The organism is Shewanella sp. SM73 (assembly GCF_025653795.1).
Classification (GTDB): Bacteria; Pseudomonadota; Gammaproteobacteria; order Enterobacterales; family Shewanellaceae; genus Shewanella; species Shewanella oncorhynchi.
Window position 1 is genome coordinate 176,582 of record NZ_JAKKRY010000001.1, and the last position, 12,030, is coordinate 188,611.

Consider the following 12,030-nt stretch of genomic DNA (forward strand, 5'->3'; position numbering starts at 1 on the left):
GAAGATCTATTGTTAACTGTTCAATTTATTCCACAGTACCGCTTTCTGCATCCTGCGCATCCTGCGCATCCACGGCCAGTAACGGCCAGCCACCTAATGATTTCCAACGATTCACTATGTGACAAAAAAGCTCCGCGGTACGTTCGGTATCATATAGCGCCGAATGGGCTTCTTTATTATCGAAGGGAATACCCGCCATAATGCATGCCTTGGCAAGTACGGTATGACCAATGGCGAGTCCGGCAAGCGTAGCTGTGTCAAAGGTGGCAAAAGGATGAAACGGCGAGCGTTTTAAGTCGCAACGTTCTATCGCCTTACTCACAAAACCATGATCGAATGCCGCATTGTGCGCCACTATGATACTGCGATGGCAGTCGGAGGCTTTTTGGGCTTTCTTCACGGCTTTAAAGATTTCTAAAAAGGCTTCTTTCTCGCTCACCGCTCCCCGTAACGGATTAGTGGGATCAATACCGTTGAATGCTAACGCTTCGGGTTCTAAATTTGCACCTTCAAAGGGCTCAATGTGGAAGTGTAGGGTTTTATCGATTCCTATCACACCTTCATTGTCCATTTTTAGTAGGGTGACGGCAATTTCTAGCAACGCATCGGTTTGAGAGTTGAAGCCCGCAGTTTCGACATCAATGACTACGGGAAAGTAGCCTCGAAATCGGTATTTCAATTTGTTCGCGTCGCAAATGTCACTCATAAAGTACTCAAGAAAATTCACAGGGCGCTATTATGCTAAATGTGTTGGGGTGTGTCATGCTTGATTGGTGGTTTTATGAGCTAAAGGAACTAAATAGTTTGCCGATAAAGCCATGTAACCGATTAAACATGAGTAAAGGCTATGTGGCGAAAACTGATATTAGTATCAATTTTATGCGTTCCAGCAACTGCAATGGCAGAGTTGCGCCATTATGTCGCCTCTTTAAGTGATTCTCAGTGGCGAGTGAGTGAAAATACTCCCATCGTCTGTCGCCTTGAGCATGATATTCCTTCTTACGGTAAAGCAATTTTTACCAGTGAAGCGGGTAAACAGCAGAATATGACTTTTACCTTAGATATGTGGGTAAAACCTGATCAAGTGACGCAGGCGAAATTAATTAGCCGTGCGCCACAGTGGCGTCCTGGTGTGGTATCGAAAGAGATCACTTCATTACATTATCAAAAGTACTTTAACGGGGAAGTGCCTAAGCGCGCAGCTTGGTCTATGTTAGCAGAGTTGAGTCGCGGTATGGAACCAACGTTCTACTATGCTGATTGGTATAATGAGTCGAATAAGATAGCTGTGGGTTTGTCTTCAGCTAATTTTGGCCGTAAATATACTGAGTTTAAAGCTTGTCTAGCGCATTTATTGCCCTATAGCTTTGAAGATATTGCTTTTACTGTATTAAATTACGATGAAGGCGGTACCGATTTAACTCGTTTCTCCCAGCAACAACTGTCTCGGGTGCAAGAATATTTAGCCTATGATCCCTTGGTAGAGTTAGTGCTGGTGGATGCGTATACCGACAGTTATGGTGGCCGTTCAGTAAACCAGAAAGTGTCGGATACACGAGCTGCGTCGGTAAAAGAGTTCTTTGTTGCCAGTGGTATTCCTCAAGATCGTATTGTCACATTCGGGCATGGTGAGCGTCGTCACGTGGCCTCCAATGATGATATGGATGAAAGGGCGCGTAACCGTCGTGTTGTTATACGGATCAGTAAACCTTTGTAGTGTTTGTTTTACCTAGGTTTTAAGTATTTTTCAATGCCAAGTTTATGACTTGGCATTGTCGTTTTTAAAAGAAGGAGAGTTCAGGCATTATGCCACTTTAATCGAATGATTCGCTCAATTTGCGCGTATGGGTAAAAATAATGAGATTTTTTAATTTGTAGATATGACATATCCACCTCAACAAGTACTGCAGAAAGCGAGAGTGGGATAAGTACGAGTAATATAGATGAAGTATAAAACTTGGCCGTTGCAATAATCAGGATAGTGTTTGAAATGCTAAAAAAAAAGCCCGCTTAAACTAAGCGGGCCGCAAAAATAATGCATTTGCAATCAACAAATTGAAGGAAGGAAGTCAAGCATAAGAACCAGAAAAGAAACTGAAGTGTTGGGAACACACCAGTTTAAAAGTTCTTTGTTTTCGATATCTGCAAGCAGTTATCTCCTGAAAACAAGCACATTCTATTGGGAAACCTGTTGTAAAACAAACGAGAAAAATTGCCCATAAACATTAGTAATTCTAATGGCTATAAAGGTGATTTATATCACTTAAGTCACTATTTACCTTGATTAATAACTTATAACTCACTATTAATGCATAATAATACACTTCAATAAGCTTATCCTTGCTGCTATTTTGTTAAATTCACGATACAGCTTAAAAAACTTCATATTAAGTTACGCCATTGCCATGATTTTTTTTGCTTGTATAGTACTTGCTGAAAAGGCCTTAAGCCCGAAACCATAAGAAGGACGACAACACGATGGCATTAAGATTTCGCCTTGCAAAGCAAGGTTTGTTAGTGGCCACATTGGGGATGGCACTCGGTGCCTGCCAAAGTGGCAATGCACCTGAGCAAAATTCGACTGAGCAGGCAAGCGCAACTAAACTCGTTTACCCTGTTACTGAAAAAGATGACCTCGTCGAAACCATTCATGGTGTCGCAGTGGCCGACCCTTATCGTCATCTGGAGGCCAATACGCCTGAAACTGAAGAGTGGGTAAAAGAACAACAAGACTTTGGTCAAGCCTACCTCGCTAAGATCCCCAATAAACAAGCTGTGGTCGAACGTATTACAGAACTTTGGAATTACGAAAAAGTCTCTGCTCCGTTTGAAAACGGCGACAATCAATTTTACTACCGTAATGATGGCCTACAGGCGCAATCGGTTTTGTACGTTAAAGGTTTAGATGGTGTTGAAAAGCCTGTTCTTGACCCAAATAAACTGTCTGCGGATGGTACTGTTGCCTTATCCGGCGTGGCAGTGAGTAATGACGGTAAAATTTTAGCCTATGGCGTTTCAAATTCTGGCTCAGATTGGCAACAATGGCAGTTCGTTGATATTGCAACCGGTAAGAAACTGGCCGATGAACTGAAATGGATTAAATTTTCTAGCGCAGTGTGGGATAAAGAAAACCAAGGTGTGTTCTACGCCCGTTATGATGCCCCAGCAGGGGGTGATGTCTTAGCTGACGTTAATTTTAACCAAAAAGTGTATTACCACAAATTAGGCACAGACCAACATCAAGATCTATTGATTTATGAGCGTCCACAGAATAAAGATTGGGGCTTTGGCATTGATGTCTCTGAGAAAGGTGAATACTTATTACTGTCGATTTCTCAAGGTACGGATAAGCGTAATCGTTTCTTCTATAAATCGTTATTTGAGCCTAAATCCCAAGTGGTGGAATTGATCCTCAAATTAGAAGCTGAATATGAGTTTCTCGGTAATGATGGTTCAGTGTTTTATTTCAAAACCGACTTAGAGGCGCCTAATGGTAAAGTGATTGCGATTGACACCCGCAATAGTGATAAATCGCAATGGCAAACGATTATTCCTGAGTCTAAAGATCCGATTAATAATGTCGCCATTATTAATGACCATTTAGTGGTGAGTTATTTACATGATGTGTTAGGTCAATTATCGATTTACAGTATGGGTGGTCAGAAGCGTCAAGATGTGGCATTGCCTGGTCTTGGCAATGTGGCAGGGCCTTTTGGTAAAGCCAGCAAAGATTATTTCTATTATGTGTTTAATAGTTATATTCAGCCTGAAACCACCTATAAGTTTGATTTTAAAACTGGCGGTTCAACCGTCATTGCTAAACCCAAAGTCTCGTTTAATCCCGATGACTATGTTTCTGAACAGGTTTTCTATAGCAGCAAAGACGGTACGCGTGTGCCTATGATGCTCTCCTATAAAAAGGGCTTAGTGAAAAACGGTCAAAATCCGACATTACTTTATGCCTATGGTGGTTTTGCCATTTCGATGACACCACGTTTTAGCCCTGCTAATATCGCTTGGTTAGACATGGGTGGCATTTATGCCGTGCCGAGTTTACGTGGCGGCGCTGAGTATGGCGAAAGCTGGCATCAAGCGGGGATGTTCGACAAAAAGCAAAATGTGTTTGATGACTATTTTGCTGCTGCTGAATATCTGGTAAACGAAAAATACACCAACAGCTCTAAGTTAGGTGCCTATGGCCGCAGTAATGGTGGTCTGTTGATGGGCGCTGCTGTGACTCAACGTCCTGAACTTTTTGCTGCCGTATTACCTGCGGTGGGCGTCTTGGATATGCTGCGTTTCCACAAGTTCACTATTGGTTGGGCTTGGACGAGTGAATACGGCAGTGCCGATAAAGCAGAGCAATTCCCTGCGCTATTGGCTTATTCGCCCTATCATAATGTAAAAGCACAAGCTTATCCTGCGACTATGGTAATGACTGCGGATCATGATGATCGTGTTGTGCCATTACACAGTTTCAAGTTTGCGGCCATGCTGCAGGAGAAACAGCAGGGCAATAAACCAGTCATTATGCGTATCGAGTCAAATGCTGGTCATGGAGCGGGTAAGCCCACGGCGATGAAGATCGACGAATTTGCCGACATCTACAGTTTCTTGTGGCAGAGTTTTGGCTTAACCTTGCCACAAGCTATCGCAAAATAACTAACTATGTTAATAAAATGGGGTCGTTTGACCCCATTCTCTTTTACAATTGCCCCTATTCATCTGAAACCCGCGCTATTCCTATCTATATCTTCATCGGGTCATTCACAAGTCTTGTTTCCCTAGGTATAGTAAGCGTCAATTTTTCAACCAAAATTTGCTTATTTTCAAATGATGTTTCATTGGCCAATTTCAGTCTATTACGAAGACACCGACGCTGGTGGCGTTGTCTATCATTCGAACTACCTCAACTTTTTTGAGCGCGCGCGAACCGAGTGGCTAAAAGCCCTTGGCGTGAGTCAGACTGCGTTATTAGCCGACGACACCGCTTTTGTCGTAAAGCGTGCGGAACTCGATTTTCGCAAAGCAGCACGTTTTGAACAGAACCTTATTGTTGAAACTAAGGTCATAGAGTTGAAAAAGGCCTCGTTGATCTTTCATCAACGTTTGGTCGATAAACAGGGAGACTGTTATTGTGAAGGCACAGTGCTGGTTGTTTGTGTTGCGCTATCACGTATGCGTCCCCGAGCTATTCCCTTAAATATTGTGCAGGAGTTTGACAGTGCAAGCTGATATGTCGATTGTTGGGTTATTTTTACAAGCCAGTTTATTAGTGAAATTTGTTATGTTCACTTTACTTTGCTTGTCGGTGATGTCTTGGACGGTGATTTTACAACGCCGTAGCTTACTGACATCCGCAAAAAGTAAATCGGCGAAGTTTGAAGATAAATTTTGGTCAGGTGTTGATTTAAACCGTTTGTATAAAGAATTATCATCTCGTCCAGATAATAGCGGTTTAGAGTCATTATTTGTGACTGGCTTTAAGGAATATTCACGCCTGAATAAATTAAATAGCAAAGTGCCCGATGCCGTCATGGATGGTACATCGCGAGCTATGCGTGTGACCTTGTCTCGCGAAATGGAAAAGTTAGAAGCTAACTTACCGTTATTAGCAACGATTGGTTCGACTAGCCCTTATATCGGTTTATTTGGTACGGTATGGGGGATCATGAATTCTTTTATCGCTATTGGTTCGATGGAAAACGCCACCTTAGCTATGGTTGCCCCCGGTATTGCTGAAGCTTTGATTGCAACGGCTATGGGTTTATTTGCTGCAATTCCAGCGGTAATTGCGTACAACCGTTTCTCGACTCAAGTCGATAAATTAGAAATGGCTTACGCAAACTTTATGGAAGAGTTCTCCAGCATTTTGCATCGCCAAGCATACAGTGAGAAGGAAGGGGCATAATGCAACCAGCTTATCAGCGCAAACGTCGTCGCCCCGTTGCTGAAATCAACGTGGTGCCTTATATCGACGTCATGCTCGTGCTGTTAATTATTTTTATGGTAACAGCACCCATAGTGACCCAAGGGGTCAAAGTTGAGCTGCCTCAAGGGGCGGCAGAAGTGTTACCCTCGGACAGTAAACCGCCAGTGGTTGCCTCGATTGATGGTGATGGCGATTATTATCTCAATAAAGGCGGTTCGACCAACGTCCCTATGGAATTGGAAGAGCTTGCGACTGAGGTCGCTGCGCTTATGGTGACAGAGCCAGAGCGTCCGGTAGTGGTTAAGGCCGATAGAAATATTCCTTACGATAAAGTGATTCAGTTGATGGTGACACTGCAGCAAGCTGGCGTGCCATCAGTCGGTTTGATGACGGATTCACCCAAGGAGAAATAGGTGGCAGATAAGTCAGATGTAACATTACCTCTGTCAATTTCAGCGGGTATTCATATTGGCGTGATAATTATTCTGGCGTTAGGAATAGATTTTTCTCACAAACCTGAGCCTATGCAACAAGTTAGCGCACCAGCAATCAAAGCGGTTATGGTTGATCAGCAAAAAGTGGCTAATCAAGTTGAGAAACTTAAGCAAGAAAAGCGTGATGCCGAACGCCGTGAGCAAGAACGTCAAGCCGAGCTTGAACGCAAAGCTCAAGAAGCGAAACAGGCACGCGAGCGCGAACAAGCTCAGATTAAACAGCTAGAGCAAGAACGTAAGCAGCAGGAAATTGAGATTCAAAAAGCCAATGAAGCGACCAAATTAGCCCTGGTGAAACAGCAGCAGGAAAAGGAAAAGGCGGTCAAAGCCGAAGCCGACCGTAAGCTGAAAGAGCAGGAGCGTAAGGTTGCTGAAGACGCCGCACAAAAAGCCGCTGAAAAACGCAAGGTTGAAGAAGCTGCTGCAGTGAAAGCTGAAACTGACCGTAAGCAAAAAGCAGATGCGGAAGCTAAAGCGGAGGCAGATGCTAAAGCTAAAGCAGATGCCAAAGCTAAAGCGGATGCCAAAGCTAAAGCGGATGCCAAAGCTAAAGCGGATGCTAAAGCTAAAGCAGATGCTAAAGCTAAAGCAGATGCTAAAGCTAAAGCAGATGCTAAAGCTAAAGCAGATGCTAAAGCCCTTGCCGATCAAGAGCAGGAAATGGCTGATGCATTAGCGGCTGAGCAAGCGGCGCTGTCGCAAACCATGAATAAGCAGATGCAGAGTGAAGTCGGTAAGTATCAGGCAATGATAAAATCAACTATTCAACGTAATTTGGTAGTGGATGAATCTATGCGTGGAAAGACTTGTACTGTCTCTGTGCGTTTAGCGAATGATGGGTTTGTGATCAGCAGCCAAACAAAAGGTGGTGATCCCAACGTTTGTCGTGCAGCAAAAGCGGCGATTTTGAAAGCGGGCAAACTGCCTGTGTCTCCGGATCCTGCGGTTTATAACTTGATGAAAGAAATTAACTTAATCGTTGAACCAACGTTTAATTAAAGGAGCACCATGAAAATATTGGCAAAATGGTTAGCACTGGCAGTTATGCTGTGCACCACCCCCGCGAAAGCGGCATTGGATATTGTGATCACAGAAGGTGTTGACGCAGCGCGTCCCATCGCTGTGATGCCTTTTGTATGGCAAGGTCCTGGCGCACCGCCACAAGCGATTGCTGATGTGGTGATGTCTGACTTAGCTCGTAGCGGTACCTTTAAACCTTTAGACGAGCTCGGACTACCTCAGCGCAATATTGGTGCTTTGGCTCAGTTTCAACCTAGTTCATGGTCTAGCGTTGGCGCAGAAGCTGTGGTGTTAGGTACTGTGAAACCTTACGGAACCGATCAGTATTTGGTGAGCTTTGATTTAATCGATTTAGTTAAAGCACAAAACCAAGCATTGAAAGGCTCAGTCAGCGCTACAGAATTTTTGATGGACAGTCGCCAAACTGTGATTTCAGCAGCGCAATTTCGTCAATATGGTCATAGAATTAGCGATATCGTCTATGAAAAGTTAACCGGTATTCGCGGTGCATTCTTAACGCGGATCTCCTACGTCGTGGTTAATCATACTCAAAAAGCACCTTATCAGTTGATGGTTGCTGACTATGATGGTTTTAACGAGCAAATGTTACTGCGCTCACCTGAGCCATTAATGTCACCCACTTGGTCGCCTGATGGGCGTCGTTTGGCGTATGTTAGCTTTGAAAATAAAAAAGCAGAGATTTTCGTACAAGACCTTTATACCCAAGTGCGCACTAAAGTGAGCTCTTTCCCTGGTATTAACGGTGCGCCGGCTTTCTCTCCTGATGGCAAATCTTTGGCTGTGACGCTGTCTAAGGATGGTCAGCCTGAGATCTATGTTATCGATATTGCGACAAAAGCGATTAAGCGTATTACCAATCACTATGCTATCGATACTGAACCATCATGGTATCCTGATGGGAAGTCGTTGATTTTCACCTCTGAACGTGGTGGTAGACCGCAAATTTATCGCGTAGAGTTAAGTTCAGGTAAAGTGAGTCGTGAAACATTTGAAGGTGAATGGAACCTTGGTGGTTCAATTACGCCAGATGGACGTAGTATGATTTTTGTTAACCGTACTAACGGTAAGTTTAATATTGCGCGTATGGATTTAAATACGCGTTTTATGCAGGTGCTAACTTCTACACGCTTGGATGAATCCCCAAGTGTGGCGCCTAATGGTACTATGGTCATATATGGCACTACACACCAAGGTAAGCAAGTATTAGCAGCTGTTTCTACGGATGGACGCTTTAAAGCGAGATTACCCGTGGGTCAAGGCGAGGTGAAATCACCTTCTTGGTCTCCGTTTCTCTAATGTTATACCTTGATTTAATCACATTTAATTTTATAAGGAACACGTAATGGATCTGAATAAGTTGTTAAAAGCTATGTTGGTAGCACTTCCAATTATGGCTATTAGTGCATGTAGCTCAACTTCAGAATCAGAAACTGATGCAATGGGCTCAACAAACGGTTCAGGTAGCGAACTGAATGGTGGCATTCAAACTGGTGGTGTGGGTGCTATGTTGTCATCTGAAGAGCAGCAACGTCAGCAGTTAGAAGAGTTGAGAAAAGAACACATCATTTACTTCGATTTCGACCGCAGTGAAGTTCAAACTGAATTCGCCGCTGTATTAGAAGCTCATGGTACTTACTTAGTTGAGCACCCAAGTGTGCGCGTACTGATTGAAGGTCATGCGGACGAGCGTGGCACTCCTGAGTACAACATTGCTCTGGGCGAACGTCGTGCTAAAGCCGTTGCTAAATACCTACAAGGTATGGGCGTACAGCCAAGCCAAATGAGCGTAGTCAGCTATGGCGAAGAAAAACCACTTGATTTTTCTCGCACTGATGAAGGTTTTGGCAAAAACCGTCGTGCAGTTTTAGTTTACTAAGATTGAATCTCGGAGAGTAACACAATGAAACGTGCCGTCTTAATTACGGCAATGTTCCTTGGTGCGGGCGCTGCAGTTGCAGCGCCTGCTCCTGTGGAGGATATTGCTGGTGGTTCGGGTGATGACAGACTTGCTCGTATCGAACGTATTGTAAAATCGAGACAACAAAGTGAGCTCGAGATGCAACGTCGTCTTGATACACTGCAGCAGGAAGTTCTCGATTTACGCGGTTTAACCGAACAACAGAATTATCAGATTGAGCAGATGCAAGAGCGTCAGCGTCAGTTATATGATGAGCTTGCTAATTTATCCTCAAAGGCATCTGCCGCACCTGCAGCTGCAGCGACATCAATCCCCTCTGTGGTATCGACCAATGCTGCCGCAAGTAGTTTAAGTGAAACTGCAAGTTATGAAAATGCCGTTAACTTAGTCTTAAAAGAGCGTAAGTATGACGATGCCATTCCTGCCTTCCGTGCTTTTATCAAACAATACCCAGACTCTGTGTATGCCGCGAATGCGAACTATTGGTTAGGACAGCTATTATTTAATAAGAGCGAATTTGCAGAAGCCAAACAAGCCTTCAAAACTGTGGTTGATCGTTTTAGTGATTCTAATAAACGTGGAGATAGTTTAGTGAAGCTTGGCATGATCGCCGAGAAAACCGGTGATAAAGCTGGTGCGATGCAATACTACCAACAAGTTGTCAAAGATTACGCAAACAGCGCCGCAGCACGCATTGCACAGCAGCAACTGGCTGCAATTAAAGCGTAATTAACTAAAAAACATACTCTTAGTCTGTTTTTCATGCAAACGACAAAAAATTGGGAATTTGCGCTTGCATGAGAAGATGAAAAAGGTATTATAGGCGCCCTCAGAGCGGCGAGGTCGTTCGGGGCGTGAAATACCAGTAAATGGGTCGTTAGCTCAGTCGGTAGAGCAGTTGGCTTTTAACCAATTGGTCGAAGGTTCGAATCCTTCACGACCCACCACTTACTCTAATGAATAGAATAAGTTAGTGGTATTTAATGAGATAGTCAGTAGTACAATGGGTCGTTAGCTCAGTCGCTTTTTTATAAAGCTAGGGCAGTTGGCTTTTAACCAATCAGTCGAATGGTTCTAATCCTTAATGACGCACCACTTTACTGAAAGTGCATAAATCAGCGTAACACCAGATGGGTCGTTAGCTCAGTCGGTAGAGCAGTTGGCTTTTAACCAATTGGTCGAAGGTTCGAATCCTTCACGACCCACCACTTATTATTTGCATTGTTGATGCCAAAATAAGTGAACATTTTTATCGTTATACCTCGATGGGTCGTTAGCTCAGTCGGTAGAGCAGTTGGCTTTTAACCAATTGGTCGAAGGTTCGAATCCTTCACGACCCACCACTTTACTGAAAGTGTATAAATMAGYKCAACACCAGATGGGTCGTTAGCTCAGTCGGTAGAGCAGTTGGCTTTTAACCAATTGGTCGAAGGTTCGAATCCTTCACGACCCACCACTTTACTGAAAGTGTATAAATAAGTGCAACACCAGATGGGTCGTTAGCTCAGTCGCTTTTTTTATAAAGCGAGGGCAGTTGGCTTTTAACCAATCAGTCGAATGGTTCTAATCCTTAATGACACACCACTTTACTGAAAGTGCATAAATCAGCGCAACATCAGATGGGTCGTTAGCTCAGTCGGTAGAGCAGTTGGCTTTTAACCAATTGGTCGAAGGTTCGAATCCTTCACGACCCACCACTTATTATCTGCATTATAAATGTTACAATAAGTGAATCGTTTTATCGCAATACTTAGATGGGTCGTTAGCTCAGTCGATTTTTTATAAGGTGAGGGCAGTTGGCTTTTAACCAATCAGTCTAATGGTTCAAATCCTTCATGACACACCACTTTACTGAAAGTGTATAAATCAGAGTAACAGTTTTAATAGACATCAGATGGGTCGTTAGCTCAGTCGGTAGAGCAGTTGGCTTTTAACCAATTGGTCGAAGGTTCGAATCCTTCACGACCCACCACTTATTTTTTCAGCTGTATCTCTCTCAAATTTCCCCCTGAATGTCCCTCGTTAAACTCCAATACTGAGTACCGAATTAAATACCTTCGTTTTACTTATTCCACTGCAAAATATTTTCTAACATAATTATTGGCATTAGCAAGTTCGACTAATGCGGCATCTTTAAAAAGAAACGTATCTTGAGTTTGGTGATTATATTAAAGCTGACATTATGTGCAGTGATGATGACAACGGTGCGCTGGATTCAGGGGGGCTTTCTAGGCAGTTTTATGTACCGAGCACTATCTTATGGAAAGCTCTAATCCCACTGGGTTGTGATAAAGACTAAAAAGGAGACCTTAGGTCTCCTTTTGCATTAAGCGGATCACATATCTATAGCGCTTAATCTAACAGATTGTTTTCACGAACATATTGCTCGAAATCTGTGCACCCACCGATGTGCTTCTCATCGACAAAAATCTGCGGTACTGTTTCAACTGGCTTACCGACAGTTTTTTCTAAATCTGCTTTAGAGATGCCTTCTGCATGGATATCGACATATCTGAACTTAAAGTCATCACGTTTTTCAACGAGTTGCTCAGATAATTGCACAGCACGAACGCAATAAGGACAGCCTGGACGGCCAAAAATAACAACGAACATAATAGCTCCTTAGGATTACTTTAGTCGTTTTA

The 12,030-nt window shown here is 43.4% G+C and carries 11 protein-coding genes and 8 tRNA genes; 17 read left to right on the forward strand and 2 right to left on the reverse strand.

Annotation, left to right across the window (positions count from 1 at the left end; genetic code table 11):
- Nucleotides 1-25: 25 nt before the first annotated feature.
- On the reverse strand, nucleotides 26-706 hold the full coding sequence (rnt, locus tag L5M51_RS00800; RefSeq protein ID WP_263171137.1) for a ribonuclease T: 681 nt from the start codon (nucleotides 704-706) through the stop codon (nucleotides 26-28).
- Between the two features lie 141 nt (nucleotides 707-847).
- On the opposite strand from rnt, the gene motY reads away from it, so the two are divergent.
- From motY to L5M51_RS00885, 17 genes are all read left to right on the forward strand, one after another.
- Nucleotides 848-1,717 (forward strand): flagellar protein MotY, encoded by an 870-nt coding sequence (motY, locus tag L5M51_RS00805; RefSeq protein ID WP_113938782.1) that lies wholly within the window; start codon nucleotides 848-850, stop codon nucleotides 1,715-1,717.
- 761 nt (nucleotides 1,718-2,478) lie between these two features.
- Nucleotides 2,479-4,662 (forward strand): prolyl oligopeptidase family serine peptidase, encoded by a 2,184-nt coding sequence (locus L5M51_RS00810; RefSeq protein WP_263171139.1) that lies wholly within the window; start codon nucleotides 2,479-2,481, stop codon nucleotides 4,660-4,662.
- A gap of 171 nt (nucleotides 4,663-4,833) precedes the next feature.
- Nucleotides 4,834-5,235 (forward strand): tol-pal system-associated acyl-CoA thioesterase, encoded by a 402-nt coding sequence (gene ybgC, locus L5M51_RS00815; RefSeq protein WP_006081251.1) that lies wholly within the window; start codon nucleotides 4,834-4,836, stop codon nucleotides 5,233-5,235.
- Nucleotides 5,225-5,911, forward strand: a complete 687-nt coding sequence (gene tolQ, locus L5M51_RS00820; RefSeq protein WP_028760350.1) for a protein TolQ — start codon at nucleotides 5,225-5,227, stop codon at nucleotides 5,909-5,911. The genes ybgC and tolQ overlap by 11 nt, the downstream gene beginning before the upstream one ends.
- Nucleotides 5,911-6,345, forward strand: coding sequence for a protein TolR (gene tolR / locus L5M51_RS00825; RefSeq protein WP_263171142.1), 435 nt, complete (start codon nucleotides 5,911-5,913; stop codon nucleotides 6,343-6,345). Before tolQ ends, tolR begins: the two co-directional genes overlap by 1 nt.
- A complete protein-coding gene (tolA, locus tag L5M51_RS00830) occupies nucleotides 6,346-7,425 on the forward strand; it encodes a cell envelope integrity protein TolA (RefSeq protein ID WP_263171144.1) in 1,080 nt (359 codons plus the stop codon).
- Between the two features lie 9 nt (nucleotides 7,426-7,434).
- Entirely contained in the window at nucleotides 7,435-8,763 is a 1,329-nt protein-coding gene (gene tolB / locus L5M51_RS00835; RefSeq protein WP_219234548.1) for a Tol-Pal system beta propeller repeat protein TolB, read from the forward strand.
- Nucleotides 8,764-8,809: 46 nt separating this feature from the next.
- Complete coding sequence (pal, locus tag L5M51_RS00840; RefSeq protein WP_028760346.1) at nucleotides 8,810-9,343, forward strand: peptidoglycan-associated lipoprotein Pal; 534 nt, start codon at nucleotides 8,810-8,812, stop codon at nucleotides 9,341-9,343.
- A gap of 24 nt (nucleotides 9,344-9,367) precedes the next feature.
- Complete coding sequence (gene ybgF / locus L5M51_RS00845; protein ID WP_028760345.1) at nucleotides 9,368-10,114, forward strand: tol-pal system protein YbgF; 747 nt, start codon at nucleotides 9,368-9,370, stop codon at nucleotides 10,112-10,114.
- A gap of 142 nt (nucleotides 10,115-10,256) precedes the next feature.
- A tRNA-Lys gene (locus L5M51_RS00850) sits at nucleotides 10,257-10,332 on the forward strand.
- Nucleotides 10,333-10,390: 58 nt separating this feature from the next.
- Nucleotides 10,391-10,480: transfer RNA gene (locus tag L5M51_RS00855), tRNA-Lys, on the forward strand.
- A gap of 37 nt (nucleotides 10,481-10,517) precedes the next feature.
- Nucleotides 10,518-10,593, forward strand: a tRNA-Lys gene (locus L5M51_RS00860).
- Between the two features lie 59 nt (nucleotides 10,594-10,652).
- Nucleotides 10,653-10,728: transfer RNA gene (locus tag L5M51_RS00865), tRNA-Lys, on the forward strand.
- Nucleotides 10,729-10,765: 37 nt separating this feature from the next.
- Nucleotides 10,766-10,841: transfer RNA gene (locus L5M51_RS00870), tRNA-Lys, on the forward strand.
- Between the two features lie 37 nt (nucleotides 10,842-10,878).
- Nucleotides 10,879-10,969, forward strand: a tRNA-Lys gene (locus L5M51_RS00875).
- A 37-nt stretch (nucleotides 10,970-11,006) separates the two neighbouring features.
- Nucleotides 11,007-11,082 (forward strand) — tRNA-Lys (locus tag L5M51_RS00880).
- 199 nt (nucleotides 11,083-11,281) lie between these two features.
- Nucleotides 11,282-11,357 (forward strand) — tRNA-Lys (locus tag L5M51_RS00885).
- Between the two features lie 380 nt (nucleotides 11,358-11,737).
- Here the strand turns inward: L5M51_RS00885 and L5M51_RS00895 are convergent.
- A complete protein-coding gene (locus L5M51_RS00895) occupies nucleotides 11,738-11,998 on the reverse strand; it encodes a GrxA family glutaredoxin (RefSeq protein WP_028760344.1) in 261 nt (86 codons plus the stop codon).
- Nucleotides 11,999-12,030 lie beyond the last annotated feature (32 nt).

What these genes read in the sequence shown, in the direction of transcription:
- rnt (WP_263171137.1), bottom strand. Translation starts at nt 706, where the DNA reads ATGAGTGACATTTGCGACGCGAACAAATTGAAATACCGATTTCGAGGC.
- motY (WP_113938782.1), top strand. Translation starts at nt 848, where the DNA reads ATGTGGCGAAAACTGATATTAGTATCAATTTTATGCGTTCCAGCAACT.
- L5M51_RS00810 (WP_263171139.1), top strand. Translation starts at nt 2,479, where the DNA reads ATGGCATTAAGATTTCGCCTTGCAAAGCAAGGTTTGTTAGTGGCCACA.
- ybgC (WP_006081251.1), top strand. Translation starts at nt 4,834, where the DNA reads ATGATGTTTCATTGGCCAATTTCAGTCTATTACGAAGACACCGACGCT.
- tolR (WP_263171142.1), top strand. Translation starts at nt 5,911, where the DNA reads ATGCAACCAGCTTATCAGCGCAAACGTCGTCGCCCCGTTGCTGAAATC.
- tolB (WP_219234548.1), top strand. Translation starts at nt 7,435, where the DNA reads ATGAAAATATTGGCAAAATGGTTAGCACTGGCAGTTATGCTGTGCACC.
- pal (WP_028760346.1), top strand. Translation starts at nt 8,810, where the DNA reads ATGGATCTGAATAAGTTGTTAAAAGCTATGTTGGTAGCACTTCCAATT.
- ybgF (WP_028760345.1), top strand. Translation starts at nt 9,368, where the DNA reads ATGAAACGTGCCGTCTTAATTACGGCAATGTTCCTTGGTGCGGGCGCT.
- L5M51_RS00895 (WP_028760344.1), bottom strand. Translation starts at nt 11,998, where the DNA reads ATGTTCGTTGTTATTTTTGGCCGTCCAGGCTGTCCTTATTGCGTTCGT.